Below are 14,818 nucleotides of genomic sequence, written 5' to 3'. Positions count from 1 at the left end.
TTCAGGGGGCGGGCGGCAGCGAGTGGTCGCCGGGCGTGGGGATTGCCGATGTTGGCGTGTCGGCGCTGGCGAACATGCGCTTGAGCCCACGCCAGAGCGTGCGCCAAACCAGCCAGACAACCAGGGCGCCGATGACGCTGGCGCTGATCACGAAGATCAATGCCAACCACGGATGGGCAAAGGCCAATGCCAGGGCGCCGATCACCACGCTGTCTTCGGCAAACGATGCCACCCAGTTGCTGGCTGGCTCCGGTGATGTATTGAGCAGGGCGCGGGTGCCGGCCTTCAGGCCATGGCTGGTCAGCGCGATGCCGGCGCCCGCGGCCAATACGCCGGTACTCAGTTCGCCATTGGGCGACAGGGTGGCGGCAGCGAGGAAGGCGCCGGCCGGAACCCGCGCCAGGGTCTGCAGCAGGTCCCAGATCGAATCCACGCCGGGGATCTTGTCGGCAAAGAACTCGGCCACGGCCAGCGCGCCGGAGGTGCCCAGTACCCACCAGGACTCGGTGGCCTGCAGCGCCGGGGGCAGGTCCACCCAGCCCATCAGCCCGGCCATGCCGACGCCGAACACGGTCAGGTAGACACGGATGCCGGCCAGCCAGGCCAGCAAGATGCCGATGACGAATACATGGGCTTCAGTCATGGGGAGAGTCCGGCCGGAGTACTGTGAGCAGGATCGCAACTATCGAGCATGGCTGCGGTGATTGCCAGCCATCCACCCGCAAGCGCGTGTACAGGCGTGTCGTTTACACTGGCCCGTCGTTTCAGACTGAGCGCATGTGCCGCCCTTCCGGGGCCACTGGAGCCTGCCATGACCCACCGACCTTCTTCCCGTTTCCAGATCACCCCGCGCGGCGGTGCGAGTACGCGCCCGAGCTGGGTGCCGATTGCCCTGTTGGCTGGCGCCTGGCTGCTGTCGCTGCTGCTGGTTGGCTGGTTGGCGGCGCGCTACGCCTCGCCCGATGCCGGCGGCATGCGCGAAAAACTGCGCCAGAGCGAGGCGCTGGCAAGCCAGCAGCGCAGCCAGCTGGAAGAGCTGCGGCAACGCCAAGCCACGCTGGAGGCCTCGGACAAGATCAGCCGCGCCGCCAACAATGAAGTGCAGACTTCGCTGGGCGAGCGCGATGAAGAGATTGCCGGCCTGCGTGCCGACGTGGCTTTCTATGAACGGCTGGTGGGCTCCACCAGTCAGCGCAAGGGGCTGAACGCCCATTCAGTGGAGTTTTCCCCGGAAGCGGCCGGCACCTGGCATTACAGCGTGGTGCTGACCCAGAACCTGAATCGCGGCGCGATCAGCCAGGGCCAGCTGCGGTTCTCGGTTGAGGGGGTGAAGGACGGAAAGCTGACAACAGTCAGCTGGGACGACCTACATCAGCGCAAAGGTGCGCCGGGGCAGGATTATTCCTTCCGTTATTTTCAACAACTGGACGGTAGCGTGATGCTGCCCCGGGATTTCACGCCGCAACGTGTGCGAGTCTCCCTCTCCGGACCCGGGGGGGGCTCCAACCAGACATTCGATTGGAAACTCGCCGGCAACGGCAGAGGGGAATAAACATGTTCAAAAGCAAGTCCAAGCACGACGGCGACATGGCCGTAGACGCATTGATCGGTTCGCAGGTGGAAATCCGCGGCGACGTGGTGTTCAGCGGCAGCCTGTATGTGGAAGGCCGGATCATCGGCAAAGTGGTGGCCGAGGAAGACGCCAAGGCAATGCTGACCCTGGCCGAGCATGGCCGGATCGAGGGCGAAGTACGCGCTGCCGTGGTGGTGCTCAGTGGCAGCATGGAAGGTGACGTGCACGCCAGTGAGCGCATCGAGCTGACGCCCAGCGCCCGTGTCACCGGCAATGTGCATTACACCGTGGTCGAAATGAGCGCCGGTGCCCAGCTCAATGGCCGCCTGCTGCATACCGCCGCGATGGCCGCGCTGCCGGCACCAGATGCCAAGACCACCGAGAAGTCCAAGAAAGCTGAAGCCGCTGCAGCTTGAAACAGGGGCCTGCCGCCCCCATCCTGAGCACCATGAGCACCCTAGTTTCCCTGCCCGGCGTTCAGCCGGCGCCTGATTACCAATCCTTGGACCGTCCGCTGAATTTCACCCCGGCGGCTGCGGCCAAGGTGCGTGAGCTGATCCAGGACGAGGGCAATGATGCGCTCGCCCTGCGTGTGTACATCCAGGGCGGCGGCTGTTCCGGCTTCCAGTACGGTTTCGAGTTTGATGAAAACCGTGCCGAAGACGATCTGGCGGTGATCACCGAAGGCGTCACCCTGCTGGTCGATCCACTGAGCCTGCAGTACCTGATGGGTGCCGAGGTGGATTACAGCGAAAGCCTGACCGGCGCCCAGTTCGTGATCCGCAATCCCAACGCCCGCACCACCTGCGGCTGCGGCAGCAGCTTCTCGATGTAAGCCGTTGCGGCCGCTTTGCGGCCGGCCACGCTTGCGATGGCGGCGCTTTGTCGTCAGGCTCTGGCGGATGCTGAATTCTGAATCCCGTTTTGCCGGGCACGCCTTTGTCGGCGCGCCGCTGGACCGTGCCGATGGCGTGCGCGGTGACGCTGATGCGCTGGCGGCCTTGTGGCCCAATGCACAGGTGCTTGTACTCGATGCCGATGGCACCGCGTTCGCTGACGATCACCAACAGCCGGCGCTGTTTAGTGGTGGCGAGCTGGGCGGTGGCCCGGGCGTGGCGATCTTTCTTGGGTTGCGTGAGGGCCGGGCCTGGTTCGTGGCCGAGGCAGCAACGCTGACCGTGCAGGCACCGCAACGCATGGACCTGCGGCAGGCAGCGGTGAACTGGCCGGCCGAGGTGGTCGACGTGTTCTGCTATGCGCGCGGCATGTCGTACTGGCATTCGCGCAACCGGTTCTGCGGGGTGTGTGGTTCGGCGGTGCGTTTTGGCCGTTCCGGTTTCATTGGCCATTGCGACCAGTGCCGCACCGAGCATTACCCGCGTGTCGACCCCGCGGTCATCGTCGCCGTTGAAAACAATGGCCGGCTGCTGCTGGGGCGGCAGAGCAACTGGATCGCGCGCCGCTATTCGGTGCTGGCCGGTTTCGTCGAACCCGGTGAAACCTTTGAACAGACCGTGGCCCGTGAAGTATTCGAGGAAGCACGGGTGCGGGTGATCCAGGCGGATTACCAGGGCACCCAGCCGTGGCCGTTCCCGGGCGCGTTGATGGTCGGTTTCCGGGCCAGCGCGCACGACGACGTGCCGACCGTGGACGGCGAGCTGGAGGACGCGCGCTGGTTCAGCGTCGAGGAAGTGGGCGCGGCCCTGCAACGTGACACTGACGATGACGGGCAGGGCATCCTGCTGCCGCAACGGCTGTCGATTGCTCGCACCCTGATCGAGCACTGGTACCAGAGCCAGCGCCCATGAGTGCGGGCTGGCAGGTGCAGCGGCGGCGGGGGACGACCCGCCAGGGCCTACAATCGCAGGCCGGAGGACCCGCATGTTCACAACCTTGGTAGCGGTAATCGCAGCGCTGGTACTTGGCCATGTGGCACCCACATTGCTGGCCAGCCTGCGCGACTGGCGCTGGTTCGGGCGCTACCTGGGCTGGGTGCGCGCGCAGCTGGGTGAATCGGCGGGCCGCTATGCGGTACTGCTGGCGATCGCACCCTGCGTAGTGCTGATGGGCCTGCTGCAATGGGCGCTGGACGGGCGACTGTTCGGCCTGCCATCGCTGTTGTTCGGCATCATCGTGCTGGCCTTGTGCTGGGGGCCGCGTGACCTGGACCGCGATGTTGAAGCGGTGATCGATGCCGAGGACGCTGCGGCCGCCACGCTGGCGGTGTCCAAACTGCAGTCGGCCGGCGGCAGCCTGCGCGAGGATGCGCCCGGCCTGGTCGAGGCAACCGTGCTCAATGCACTGCGACGCTGGTTTGCGCCGCTGTTCTGGTTCCTGCTGCTGGGCCCGCTGGGTGTGCTGCTATACCGCTTGCTGGCGCAGTCCTCGCAGGGCGCGCAATCGGTGCTGTTGTCCGCCGAGGAGCGGCGCGCAGGTGATTGGCTGCTGGCGGTGCTGGAATGGCCGGTGGCACAGCTGATGACGCTGTCGATGGCCTTGGTGGGCAATTTCGATACGGTGTTTTCGGCCTGGCGCCGCGCGGCGGGCAACCGCTGGTCGCTGCAGCTTGGCTTTCTGGCCGAGGCCGCGCGTGCCAGCGTGGGTGCCGAGCTGGTCGAAGAAGCAGAAGAGGCGCGCTTGGCCGGGCAGGTGCCGGTGGACGAGCGCTATCCGGAACTGCGCGATGCGATGAGCCTGGTCTGGCGCACGCTGCTGCTGTGGATGGCGGTGCTGGCGCTGCTGGTTATTGCCGGCTGGGTGGGCTGAGCCAACGTCAATCGGAAGCGGCCGTAACCCGGGTAAGCGCCGCGCACCCGGGAAGCAAAAATCTGGTTGGATCCAAGGCTGTTGGCTGTTGGCCGCTGCCCCGGGTGCGCTGCGCTTACCCGGGCTACGCGAATGCCGAGCCGGCCTTCAGCCCGGTGCCAGCAGGTTGAACGGGTACCAGGGCAGGTTGCGCAGCAGCCAATAGGACACGATCAGCACCAGCCATGGGATCGGTTGCGCGAATAACCGTACCAGCCAGCCCAGCTTTGCCGGCCACAGCCCTGCACCATGCAGTGCCATCACCAGCACCGGCACGATCGATACGATCAACAGCGGATTCATCGCCATCGCCTGGGGCAGGTCCAGGTGCACCAGCGCGTGCAGGCAGCGGGTGCTGCCGCAGCCCGGGCACCACAGGCCGGTCAAGGCATAGAAGGGACAGGAGGGGAGCGGGTTGCCCGGAGCATTCGGGTCGATGCGGCTCAGTACCGCCACCGCGCCCACGCCGATGCCGGCAATCGCGGCCAAGGGCATGTAGCGCAGCAGGTGTTGCGGGAACCGCATGTCAGGACAACAACAGGCCGGCCAGATTCGGCCGGCCTGTCGGTTTCATCAGTAGCCGGAAGCGCCGCTCATTGCGCCGCCGACGCCGAGCACCATCACCAGCACGATGTACAGGATGCTGACGACGATGCCCGCACCAGCAGCATAGATGGCCCACTTCTTGGCCTTGTCGGCGGCATCACGCGCGCCGGCGATATCGCCAGCAGCCAGCAGGCCATTGACCTTGGCAGCGTGGATGATGGAAACGATACCCAGCGGCAGGCAGCAGAACAGGGTGGACAGGATCGCCCAGACGAGGTTGTTGGATACGGCGGGACTGCTTGTATTCACGTAAAACTCCTTGTTGAAAAATCAGCGCGACTTGCAGGCATTCGCCGCAGTCAGCGGCGAGATGATCATTGTGGCAACCCAGCATAGAGGCCACGTGATGAAACCGATGAAGACGAAGCACAGCAGAAAGTTGACGAACGCCAGCGCCCAGTAGCCGAACATGATGATCAGCCCGGTGGCGACATTGCCCGCGTACAGATGACCAATACCGAAAACCTGGAAAAACCCCGGCAGCACTTCCAGCAGCGCGGCTATCCCGCCGGATTTCTGCGGGTGATAGTAGTGATGTACCTGCTGCGGCGCGCTTGGCGGCGCAGGCGGTACGGCTGGCAGTGCTGGCGTGGTGCTGTCCATCTATCCCCTTGCTCCTGAGCTGTGCTGCGTTCCCCGGCAGACACATTGGAGGCTAGCCTAGCCACTTGTCCTATTTCTGGAAAGTGGTCTTTCCTACTCAGGCCTCGTCTCCGCGTAACTTGCGCACCAGGATTTCCAGCTGGGGGGCATCGGTACTGGCCCCGTCCACCGGCGGCCCGGCGACCACTTCGATGTGGGCGCGGAAGCGCCGAGGCACCCGCATCTGCCCCAATCGACTGTCGCGCCTGCTCCACATGCTGGACCACATGCCCTTCAGCGCCATCGGCACCACCGGCACTGGCCGCCGCGCCAGGATCTTCTCCACCCCGGACTTGAAGGCGGCAATCTCGCCATCCTTGGTCAAGGCGCCCTCGGGGAAGATGCAGACCAGTTCGCCTTCGGCCAGCGCCGCATCCACCTCGTCGAAGGCGCGCTGCATCAGCGCGGCGTCTTCCTTGGGGCTGGCGATCGGGATGGCCTTGGCGGTCTTGAAGATCCAGCGCATCACCGGCACGTTGAAAATCCGGTAATACATGACGAAGCGCGCCGGACGCGGGATCACGGCCGACAGGATCAACGCATCCATGAAGCTGACGTGGTTGCAGACGATCAGCGCCGCGCCTTCATCCGGCACGTTGGTCTCCACGCCTTTGACCCGCAACCGGTACAGGGTGTGCACCATCACCCAGCTGAGGAAGCGCATCAGGAACTCGGGCACGATGCTGAAGATGTAGATCGCGACCAGGGCGTTGCCGATGGCCAGCGCCAGGAACAACTGCGGGATGGTCCAGTCGAGCAGACTCTGCGTGACCAGCCCCAACACCGCTGCCAGCACGATGAAGCCGGAATTCTGGATGTTGAGCGCGGCGAACACGCGCGACATTTCCGATTTCGGCGTACGGCTCTGGATCAGCGCAAACAGCGGCACCACGAAGAAGCCGGTGAACAGGCCAATGCCGAGCAGGTCGATGATGATGCGCCAGCTGCCAGGTTGCTGGACGAAGCCGACAACATCCAACCCGGTGGCGGTCACCACGCCGGTACGCGCGAAGTAAAGATCCAGCAGGAACGCGCTCATGCCGAACGCGCCCAACGGCACCAGGCCGATCTCGACGATGCGCCCGGACAGCTTCTCGCATAGCAGCGAGCCAACCCCGGTGCCCAGCGAGAACAGCGCCAGCGCGAAGATGTAGAGCACCTCGTCGCCGCCGAGATTCACCACGGCATAGGTGGGCAGCTGCGAGGTAAGAACGGTGCCGAAGAACCAGAACCAGGACACGCCCAGAATCGTGTTGCGCACCGCTTTCTGCTTCTTGGCCAGGCGCAGCACCGCCAGCGATTCGCTGATCGGGTTCCAGTTGATCTTGAGCTCGGGGGCGCCGGCATCCACGCGGGGAATCATGCGCGCAGTGATATTGCCGATCAGGGCCAGCGCGATGATGGCGACAGCGGCCACGATCGGGCCGTAGGCACCGGCCAGGGTGAAGATCATGCCGCCGGCGATCATGCCGGTGAGGATGGAAATGGAGGTGCCCATTTCCACCAGGCCGTTGCCGCCAGTCAGTTCCTCGGGCTTGAGGATGGACGGCAGCACCGAGTATTTGACCGGGCCGAACAAGGTGGATTGCAGGCCGGTGCAGAACAGCGCGATCAGCAGCACCGGCATGTTCTGGGTGAGGAAGCCCACGGCGGCCAGCGACATCACCACGATCTCCATGGTGGTGGTGATCACGATGAGCTTCTGCTTCTCCAGTTTTTCGGCGATCTGCCCGGCCAGGGCGGAAAACAGGAAGTAGGGCAGGATGAACAGCGCCGGCGCCAGGTTGGTGTACAGCGTGCGTTCTTCGCTGCTGACGCCCAGATAGAACAGCAGGCCGATGATCGCCTGGCGATAGATGTTGTCGTTGAACGCGCCCAGCGCCTGGACGATGAAGAACGGGAGGAAACGGCGCTGCTTGAGCAGGGCGAACTGGTTGTGGCCGGACATCGTGTCTCCTCGGTGCTGCGCGGCACATTAGCAGAACCGCGTGTCGCTATTGATCAAGCTGCGCGTGTATTGCAGACGCCTCTCAGGCCTGGCTTGCAGGCAGCAGGCCCAACAAGGCGCGGGCTGCCGGCGTGGGATCGGCCCGCCATACCGCACAGGTGCGGAAGCGGAAGTCCTCGACCAGCGGCCGCACCACCGTGCGCTGCATGCGGGCGGCCATGCTGTCGGGGACCACGGCAACGGCCAGGCCGGCGGCGACCAGCTGCTGCTGCAGTTCGCTGTGGGTAACCTCATATTGCAGCTGCGCCTGGATACCGCGCTCGCGCAGAGCGTCATCGAGCATGCGCCGCACCCCGGCACCGGTCACCAATGCCGCCAGCGGCAGGCCCTGCAAGGCCTGCAACGGAATCGTGCGTTGCTGGGTGAGCGGGTGGTCGATGGGCATCACCAGCGACAGGCCTTCCTCGTGCAGCAGGCGGTGCTGGGGCGGCAGGCTTATCTGCGGGCCGACGCCGACCAGGGCCACATCCAGCCGGCCGTCCTCCAGTTCGGCCAGCAGCACATCGCTCATACCGACTTTCAGGTGTACCTCCACGGCCGGATGGGCCGCGCGGAAGGCGGCCAACAGGGCCGGCACGTCGACCACGTTGAGTGAGGTGATCTGGCCGATGTTGATACGCCCGCGCACCGTGCCCAGGGTCAGCGCCATTTCTTCCTGCAGGCGCGCAGCGGCCTGCAGGGTAAGCCGGGCGTTGTGCAGGAAAACCTCGCCTGCGGCGGTGGGGCGTACGCGCCGGTGGCTGCGTTCGAACAGGCGTGAGCCAAAGGCATCTTCCAGCCGCGCGATCTGGTGGCTGAGCGCCGACTGCACGGTGTGGCAGCGTGCCGCGGCGGCGGTGAAGCCGCCTTCCTCGGCAACGGCGACGGCAAATTCGAGCTGGCGCAATGTGAACATGCCATCACTGAAACAGATGGATGGGATGAAAACAATACATTTGTGTCATCAATGGCTGCGGCCCAGACTGAGCGCCGTACCCCTCCAGGCCTGCCCATGAATACCCCTGTGTCCTCTTCCCTCCATCGCCCCTTGAGCCAGGCGCTGGTCCTGCTGCTGGCGGCGGCAACCGGCGTGATCGTGGCCGGTAACTATTACGCCCAGCCGCTGCTGCAGATCCTGGCCGATGCGTTCCAGATCGGCGCCGAGCAGGCCGGCTGGGTGGTGACCGTGGCGCAGCTGTCCTATGCCGCAGGCCTGCTGCTGATCGTGCCGCTGGGCGACAAGCTGGAACGCCGCAGCCTGATCGTGGGCTTGTTCGTGCTGGCGGCGGTGGGTTTGGCGATCTGCGCCAGCGCCACCCACTTCACGCAGCTGCTGGTGGGCACGGCGCTGTCCGGCCTGTGTGCGGTTGCGGCGCAGGTGATCCTGGCGCATGCGGCGGGTCTGGCCGCGCCAGAGCATCGCGGCCGGGTAGTTGGCACCGTCATGGCCGGCCTGCTGCTGGGCATCCTGCTGGCGCGCACGGCTTCCGGCCTGCTGGCCGGGCTGGGTTCCTGGCACACCATTTACTGGGTGGCCTGCGTGGCGCTGCTGGTACTGGCGGTGGTGCTGGCGCGGCTGCTGCCAGCGCATCAGCCCAGCGCCCGCATGTCGTACCCGCGACTGATCGGCTCGGTACTGGTGTTGCTGCGTGAGGAGCCGGTGCTGCGCCAGCGTTCGCTGCTGGGTGCGTTGTCGTTCGCGGGTTTCAGCGTGTTCTGGACGCCGCTGGCGTTTCTGTTGTCCGGCCCGGCGTACGGCTATTCGATTGCCACGATCGGTTTGTTTGGGTTGATCGGAGCGGCCGGTGCCTTGGCCGCCAGCAGCGGCGGCAAGCTGACCGATCGCGGCCATGGCCGCGCGGTGGCGATAGGTGGCCTGTTGATGATGCTGCTGTCGTGGGTATTGCTGGCACTCGCACCGGTGTCGCTGGCGGTACTGGTTGTTGGCGTGGTGTTGCTGGATATCGCGGTGCAGGCGGTACACATCAACAACCAGAGCGTGATCTATCAGCTGGACGAGAGTGCACGCAGCCGCATCACCTCGGCCTATATGACCTGCTATTTCATTGGCGGCGCCAGCGGCTCGGTAGCGAGCACGATGGCCTGGACGCGCTATGGCTGGAACGGCGTCTGCATGCTGGGCGGCGTATTGGCGCTGATCAGCCTGCTGGTGTATTTCCTGCCGGTGCGCAAGCAGGCCGGCAAGCCTGTGGGAGCGGCATGAGCCGCGAATCCGCAGTAAGCACTGCCCCCGCCTTTGTGGGAGCGGCGTAAGCCGCGAAGCTAGCAACCCATCGATAGAAGCTGACCCTGCGTTTGTAGGAGCGGCGTAAGCCGAGAAGCTAGCAACCCATCGATAGAAGCTGACTCCGCGTTTGTAGGAGCGGCGTAAGCCGCGAAGCTGGCGACAGTGCGCGGCCGATGTGTCCGCAATCTGAGGCTGCGTGAGCCAAGCGGCTTCGCCGCTTCCCCTCTCCTGCCTTCGGCATCCTCTCCCGCAAGGGGAGAGGAGAAGAACGACAGCCAAAGCCAAAGCTAAAGCTAAAGCCAAAGTTGTGGGAGCGGCATGAGCCGCGAAGCTCGTAATGCCAACGTTGGCGGTGACCCCGCGTTTGTAGGAGCGGCGTAAGCCGCGAAGCTGGCGACAGTGCGCGGCCGATGTGTATGCAATCTGAGGCTGCGTGAGCCAAGCGGCTTCGCCGCTTCCCCTCTCCTGCCTTCGGCATCCTCTCCCGCAAGGGGAGAGGAGAAGAGCAACAGCTAAAGCCAACCGCAAACCAAAAGCCCAATTCACCCAGCAGCAGCTCAACGCGCTGTTGCTTCCGCTCCCACAGACGCTGGCAAGATCGCCTCTTCCGCTGCCGCCCGCAGCTTCGGCAACAACCGCAACATCAATGCCAGCTGGGTGCGCACCAGCCGCGACTTGTCATCAATCTCATCGGGCATCTGCTCCAGCGCATCGGCCAGCGCGATCTCATCTTCCTGCGGTGCTGCAGGTTGGCGCTTGCCCAGCGCGGAAGCCAACTCCAGCAGTGACTGCTGCAGCTGCCGCTGGCCGCTGGCGACCAGGGCATCTTCATTGACTGCATCGGCCTGCGCGCGGTGTGCGCCCAAGGCCGACAGGTAGCCCAGCAAGGTGTTGGACAGGGCGAGAAAACGGAAGCCCGCATCCAGATTGCCGCGCGCATAGCCGGGCTCACGCAACATGTTCGACAGGGCCACCGATAGCGCCACGTCGGCGTTGTGCATGTCACGACGGGCGATGCGGTAGGGCAGGTCGTCGCGCATGCCGCTGCGGTACTGGGCCAGCACGGCATCGAGGTAGGCGGTGCTGGTGGCAATCACCTGCGCCATCACCTTGTGCAGGCGCCGGCCTTCCCAGTCCGGCAGGATCAGCAGCGAGGCGGTGGCGGCGATGGCGCAGCCGATCAAGGTGTCCAGGAAGCGCGGCCAGATCAGCACGAAGCCATTGCCGATCAGGTTGAAGCACAGCAAGGCCATCACCGTGATCGCGGCCGTGGCCAGCAGGTAGCGGTCGGTGCGGGTGATGAAGAACAACAGCGCCGCCGCCAGCGCCAGCAGCAACTGCAGGCCGGTGCCGGGGAACAGCTGCATCAACGCCCAGGTCACGCCCAGGCCAAGCAGGGTGCCGGCGATGCGCTGCACCAGCCGCAGGCGGGTTGCACCGAAGTTGGGCCGGCAGACGAAGACGATGGTCAGCAGGATCCAGTAGCCGTTTTCCGGATGCACCAGCTTCAGCAGTGCGTAACCGGCGATCAGCGCCAGTGCGATGCGTACGCCGTGCCGGAACAGCAGCGAGCCAGGGGTCAGCGCCTGGCGCAGGCGCGTGCCCATCTCGCGCAGGGTGTGCGGCGAGGAATCGCGCAGGCGCGTGTCGATGCCTTCCAGCGGCGTGTCGGCCAGGGCGGCTTCGGACAGCTGCCGCTCGATGTTGGTCAGGTTGGCGGCCAGCAGCTGCAGTGAGCCCAGCAGGCGCGTCCACTGCGGATTGCGCTGTTCGCGCAGGTACTGCAGGGACGACTGCAGGTCCTGGCCGGCGATGCGGGTGCGCTCGCCATAGTCGAAGGGTTGGCGCAGCCGGATGGCTTGGCCCAGGGTCTGGCAGGCCTTGCCCTGCAGGGACAGCAGGCGCCGGCAGCGGTACAGCACGTCGCTGTGGAAAAAGGCGTCGGCCAAGGCTTCGTAGGGGTAATGCGAGGAGCTGGCGCGCTCATGGAAATCCTGCGCCATGTAATACAGACGGAAGTACAGGCCGGACTGCACGCCGGGCCGGCCGGAGCGGCCGAAGCGGCTGAGGATGGCGGTCTTGGCGATGTTCAGCGCCTGCACCACGCGCACGTTCTGCTCGGCCAGGGCCAACCGCCGTGCTTCCAGATCACCTTGTCGCACCGGCTCGAACAGATCGGCCTTGAGCTGCAGGTAGTGGCCGAGTTCGAAGAACAGCCGCGCCAGCCGCTCGCGCACCGGGCGGTTGGCGAACATCGCCGTCCACAGGATCGACAGCAGCCCGTACCAGGCCGCGCCGACCAGCAGCGGCACCACTTCGCGCAGTGCCTGCTGCTGGCTGACATTGTGGTGCTGGTCCAGCGCGATCATCGCGTAGATCGCCAGCGTCACCGTGGCCTGGCCAATGGAGGCGTAGCGTTCGCCCAGCGCGCCGAGCAGGGTCAGCCCGAACGCGGCCAGTGCCAGGCTGGCGATGAACGGCAGTGGATGCGGAAACAGCACGATGACCGCGGCCGCAGCGGCGGCAAAACACAGCAGCGACAGCAGCACCGATTTGGTGCGCCCCCACCAGTTGTCATCGGTCTCGGCGATGGCGCTGGCGATGATGCCCAGGAACAGGCCGGGGATGGCTTCGATATGACCGTCGTACCAGCCATAGGCGATGGCGGCAGTGAGCGCGATGAACACGCGCAGCCCGTAGCTGGCTTTTTCGTGGGCCCAGAGCTGGCCCAGGTGACGGTCGAGGCGGCGCATGCCGGAATCGGGTGCTCGCGGAGGTATTGGGCTATCAGCTTGCGGTGCTGTTGCCATGCAGGCAAGCGCGACACGTCCGGAAGTCAGCTCTCATGTCGCGGACGCGTTGGCAGCGCGCATGAAATCGAGAAAAACCCGCAACTTTGGTGCCAGTTGTTCGCGCGATGGGTAGTACAGGTGGAAGCCGGCAAACGGTGGCTGCCAATCATCGAGCAGGCTGTGCAGGCGGCCGGCCGCGAGGTCGGCACGGGCGATGGCTTCGAACACCTGCAGCAGGCCGACACCTTCACGCGCGGCCTGCAGGGCCAGGGTGCTGTCGTTGAGCAGCAGCGGCCCGCTGACATCCAGGGTGAAGTCGCGGCCGTCGCGGCTGAACTCCCAAGGCATGACCCGGCCGTTGCTGTTGCGGTGGCGGATACAGGCATGGCCGATCAGTGCTTCGGGTGTCTGCACCGCGCCGTGCTGTTGCAGATAGCCGGGCGCGGCTACCACCGTCCAGCGCAGCGGCGGCCCCAGCGGCAGCGCGATCATGCCATCGGCCAGCGACTCGCCCAGGCGGATGCCGGCATCAAAGCCTTCGCCGACCACATCGACCAGGGCCGCCTGCATCGCCAGCTCCACTTCCACCTGCGGATAGGCGGCATGGAAGGCGGGCAGGTGCGGCAGCAGCAGGTATTCGATGGCAAAGCGCGGCGCGGTGATGCGCAGTTGGCCGGTGGCGACGTCGCGGTTGGCTTCCACCGCGTGCAGGGCTTCGCCGATGCGGGCCAGAGCCGGCGCGGTGTCCTGCAGCAGGCGCTGGCCGGCTTCGGTCAGGCCAACCCGGCGCGTGGTCCGCTGCAGCAGTCGGGTGCCGAGCCGGCGTTCGAGGTTGCGGATGGTCTGCGACAGCGCCGACGGCGACACCGCCAGTTCGATCGCGGCATGGCGGAAGCTGGCATGCCTTGCCACGCAGGCGAAAGCCGCCAGAGCCGGCAACAGTGAGGGTTCTACTGTGAAGTCAGGCTTCATGGTCAGTGCGGAGTATCCGTCTTTATCGGCATAGTGGCGAGCGCCTACAGTGGCCATCCCCATTCCTGAGTTGGAGTTGCCCATGAAAACCCGAGTGCTTGGCCGTGATGGCCCGGTTGTTTCCGCGTTGGGCCTGGGCTGCATGGGCATGAGCGCGTTCTACGGTGGCCGTGGCGATGACACCGCCTCGATTGCGGTGATCCACCGGGCGCTGGAGCGTGGTGTGACCCTGCTCGACACCGCCGACATGTATGGCCCGCATACCAACGAGGTGCTGGTGGGCAAGGCCATCGCTGACCGTCGCGGGCAGGTATTCCTGGCCACCAAGTTCGGCGTGCGACTGGATGCCAACGATGCGCAGGCGCGTGGGGTCGATGGCCGTCCGGAATACGTGCAGGCTGCCTGCGAGGCCAGCCTGCAGCGGCTGGGCGTGGATCATATTGATCTGTACTACCAGCATCGCGTCGATCCGCAGGTGCCGATCGAGGACACCGTCGGTGCGATGGCGCGGTTGGTCGAGCAGGGCAAGGTGCGTTACCTGGGCCTGTCCGAAGCGGCGCCGCAGACCATCCGCCGCGCACATGTGGTGCACCCGATCACCGCGCTGCAGACCGAGTATTCGCTGTGGTCACGCGAGCCGGAGCAGAACGAGGTGCTGGCGACGGTGCGCGAACTGGGTATCGGTTTCGTGCCGTACTCGCCGTTGGGGCGCGGTTTCCTGACCGGCGCGATCCGCAGCCCTGCCGATTTCGAGGACGGTGATTACCGGCGCAATTCGCCGCGCTTCCAGGGTGAGAACTTCGCCCGCAACCTGGCGCTGGTGGAGCAGGTAAATGCGATTGCCACCGACAAGGGCGTGACCCCGGGGCAGTTGGCGCTGGCCTGGGTGTTGGCGCAGGGCGATGACCTGGTGCCGATCCCGGGCACCAAGCGGCTGGCGTACCTGGAGGAGAACCTTGGTGTGCTGGATGTGGTGCTCAGTGCGCAGGACCTGGCACGGATTGATGCGGTGTTCCCGGTGGATGCGGCCGCGGGCCTGCGTTACCCGGCGGCGAGCATTGGTAGCGTGCATCGCTAGGGCCGAGCTCTGCTTCAAATGTAGAGCCGAGCCACGCTCGGCTGGGGCCTGCAAATGTAGAGCCGAGCCATGCTCGGCTGGGGCATTACCGGTAGAGCCCCTGCCGAGCATGGCT

At 65.5% G+C, this 14,818-nt stretch carries 15 protein-coding genes; 7 read left to right on the top strand and 8 right to left on the bottom strand.

Annotated features, from left to right (window positions below):
* Position 1: 1 nt before the first annotated feature.
* The gene (locus tag ACVOKO_RS02695) at positions 2-643 is read right to left on the bottom strand and encodes a DUF4126 domain-containing protein (RefSeq protein WP_346497038.1); all 642 of its coding nucleotides are present in this window, start codon (positions 641-643) and stop codon (positions 2-4) included.
* A 168-nt stretch (positions 644-811) separates the two neighbouring features.
* On the opposite strand from ACVOKO_RS02695, the gene ACVOKO_RS02690 reads away from it, so the two are divergent.
* The 5 genes from ACVOKO_RS02690 (at position 812) to ampE (ending at position 4,339) form a co-directional block, all read left to right on the top strand.
* On the top strand, positions 812-1,552 hold the full coding sequence (locus ACVOKO_RS02690; RefSeq protein ID WP_346497036.1) for a DUF6776 family protein: 741 nt from the start codon (positions 812-814) through the stop codon (positions 1,550-1,552).
* Between the two features lie 2 nt (positions 1,553-1,554).
* Complete coding sequence (locus tag ACVOKO_RS02685) at positions 1,555-1,989, top strand: bactofilin family protein (protein ID WP_346497034.1); 435 nt, start codon at positions 1,555-1,557, stop codon at positions 1,987-1,989.
* A 32-nt stretch (positions 1,990-2,021) separates the two neighbouring features.
* Positions 2,022-2,408, top strand: a complete 387-nt coding sequence (erpA, locus tag ACVOKO_RS02680) for an iron-sulfur cluster insertion protein ErpA (RefSeq protein WP_057626417.1) — start codon at positions 2,022-2,024, stop codon at positions 2,406-2,408.
* Between the two features lie 67 nt (positions 2,409-2,475).
* Entirely contained in the window at positions 2,476-3,381 is a 906-nt protein-coding gene (gene nudC, locus ACVOKO_RS02675) for an NAD(+) diphosphatase (RefSeq protein WP_346497031.1), read from the top strand.
* A gap of 73 nt (positions 3,382-3,454) precedes the next feature.
* Complete coding sequence (ampE, locus tag ACVOKO_RS02670; protein ID WP_346497029.1) at positions 3,455-4,339, top strand: regulatory signaling modulator protein AmpE; 885 nt, start codon at positions 3,455-3,457, stop codon at positions 4,337-4,339.
* 147 nt (positions 4,340-4,486) lie between these two features.
* Here ampE and ACVOKO_RS02665 read toward each other — a convergent pair whose 3' ends face one another.
* From ACVOKO_RS02665 to ACVOKO_RS02645, 5 genes are all read right to left on the bottom strand, one after another.
* A complete protein-coding gene (locus ACVOKO_RS02665; protein WP_346497027.1) occupies positions 4,487-4,903 on the bottom strand; it encodes a DUF2752 domain-containing protein in 417 nt (138 codons plus the stop codon).
* Positions 4,904-4,951: 48 nt separating this feature from the next.
* Entirely contained in the window at positions 4,952-5,233 is a 282-nt protein-coding gene (locus ACVOKO_RS02660) for a CD225/dispanin family protein (protein ID WP_346497025.1), read from the bottom strand.
* Between the two features lie 21 nt (positions 5,234-5,254).
* Complete coding sequence (locus ACVOKO_RS02655; protein WP_346497023.1) at positions 5,255-5,587, bottom strand: hypothetical protein; 333 nt, start codon at positions 5,585-5,587, stop codon at positions 5,255-5,257.
* A gap of 97 nt (positions 5,588-5,684) precedes the next feature.
* A complete protein-coding gene (locus tag ACVOKO_RS02650) occupies positions 5,685-7,574 on the bottom strand; it encodes an MFS transporter (protein WP_346497021.1) in 1,890 nt (629 codons plus the stop codon).
* An 82-nt stretch (positions 7,575-7,656) separates the two neighbouring features.
* Positions 7,657-8,529 (bottom strand): LysR family transcriptional regulator, encoded by an 873-nt coding sequence (locus tag ACVOKO_RS02645; protein WP_346497019.1) that lies wholly within the window; start codon positions 8,527-8,529, stop codon positions 7,657-7,659.
* 108 nt (positions 8,530-8,637) lie between these two features.
* Between ACVOKO_RS02645 and ACVOKO_RS02640 the strand changes: the two genes are divergently transcribed.
* Positions 8,638-9,837: an MFS transporter gene (locus ACVOKO_RS02640; RefSeq protein WP_430980700.1), complete on the top strand. Its 1,200-nt coding sequence runs from the start codon at positions 8,638-8,640 to the stop codon at positions 9,835-9,837.
* A gap of 581 nt (positions 9,838-10,418) precedes the next feature.
* On the opposite strand, the gene yccS is transcribed toward ACVOKO_RS02640, so the two are convergent.
* Positions 10,419-12,614 carry a YccS family putative transporter gene (gene yccS, locus ACVOKO_RS02635; RefSeq protein WP_346497015.1) on the bottom strand — a complete coding sequence of 732 codons (2,196 nt, stop codon included), beginning with the start codon at positions 12,612-12,614 and terminating at the stop codon, positions 10,419-10,421.
* A gap of 90 nt (positions 12,615-12,704) precedes the next feature.
* Positions 12,705-13,625 (bottom strand): LysR family transcriptional regulator, encoded by a 921-nt coding sequence (locus ACVOKO_RS02630; protein WP_346497013.1) that lies wholly within the window; start codon positions 13,623-13,625, stop codon positions 12,705-12,707.
* An 82-nt stretch (positions 13,626-13,707) separates the two neighbouring features.
* Between ACVOKO_RS02630 and ACVOKO_RS02625 the strand changes: the two genes are divergently transcribed.
* Positions 13,708-14,703 (top strand): aldo/keto reductase, encoded by a 996-nt coding sequence (locus ACVOKO_RS02625; protein WP_346497011.1) that lies wholly within the window; start codon positions 13,708-13,710, stop codon positions 14,701-14,703.
* The last annotated feature ends 115 nt before the right edge of the window (positions 14,704-14,818 follow it).

It is taken from the genome of Stenotrophomonas sp. STEN240 (assembly GCF_056756175.1).
Note: the sequence above shows the minus strand (reverse complement) of the source record. Positions and strands in the feature narration are given on the sequence as shown.

What these genes read in the sequence shown, in the direction of transcription:
- nudC (WP_346497031.1), top strand. Translation starts at nt 2,476, where the DNA reads ATGCTGAATTCTGAATCCCGTTTTGCCGGGCACGCCTTTGTCGGCGCG.
- ACVOKO_RS02645 (WP_346497019.1), bottom strand. Translation starts at nt 8,529, where the DNA reads ATGTTCACATTGCGCCAGCTCGAATTTGCCGTCGCCGTTGCCGAGGAA.
- ACVOKO_RS02665 (WP_346497027.1), bottom strand. Translation starts at nt 4,903, where the DNA reads ATGCGGTTCCCGCAACACCTGCTGCGCTACATGCCCTTGGCCGCGATT.
- ACVOKO_RS02630 (WP_346497013.1), bottom strand. Translation starts at nt 13,625, where the DNA reads ATGAAGCCTGACTTCACAGTAGAACCCTCACTGTTGCCGGCTCTGGCG.
- ACVOKO_RS02655 (WP_346497023.1), bottom strand. Translation starts at nt 5,587, where the DNA reads ATGGACAGCACCACGCCAGCACTGCCAGCCGTACCGCCTGCGCCGCCA.
- ACVOKO_RS02625 (WP_346497011.1), top strand. Translation starts at nt 13,708, where the DNA reads ATGAAAACCCGAGTGCTTGGCCGTGATGGCCCGGTTGTTTCCGCGTTG.
- erpA (WP_057626417.1), top strand. Translation starts at nt 2,022, where the DNA reads ATGAGCACCCTAGTTTCCCTGCCCGGCGTTCAGCCGGCGCCTGATTAC.
- ACVOKO_RS02690 (WP_346497036.1), top strand. Translation starts at nt 812, where the DNA reads ATGACCCACCGACCTTCTTCCCGTTTCCAGATCACCCCGCGCGGCGGT.
- ACVOKO_RS02695 (WP_346497038.1), bottom strand. Translation starts at nt 643, where the DNA reads ATGACTGAAGCCCATGTATTCGTCATCGGCATCTTGCTGGCCTGGCTG.
- yccS (WP_346497015.1), bottom strand. Translation starts at nt 12,614, where the DNA reads ATGCGCCGCCTCGACCGTCACCTGGGCCAGCTCTGGGCCCACGAAAAA.
- ACVOKO_RS02685 (WP_346497034.1), top strand. Translation starts at nt 1,555, where the DNA reads ATGTTCAAAAGCAAGTCCAAGCACGACGGCGACATGGCCGTAGACGCA.
- ACVOKO_RS02650 (WP_346497021.1), bottom strand. Translation starts at nt 7,574, where the DNA reads ATGTCCGGCCACAACCAGTTCGCCCTGCTCAAGCAGCGCCGTTTCCTC.
- ampE (WP_346497029.1), top strand. Translation starts at nt 3,455, where the DNA reads ATGTTCACAACCTTGGTAGCGGTAATCGCAGCGCTGGTACTTGGCCAT.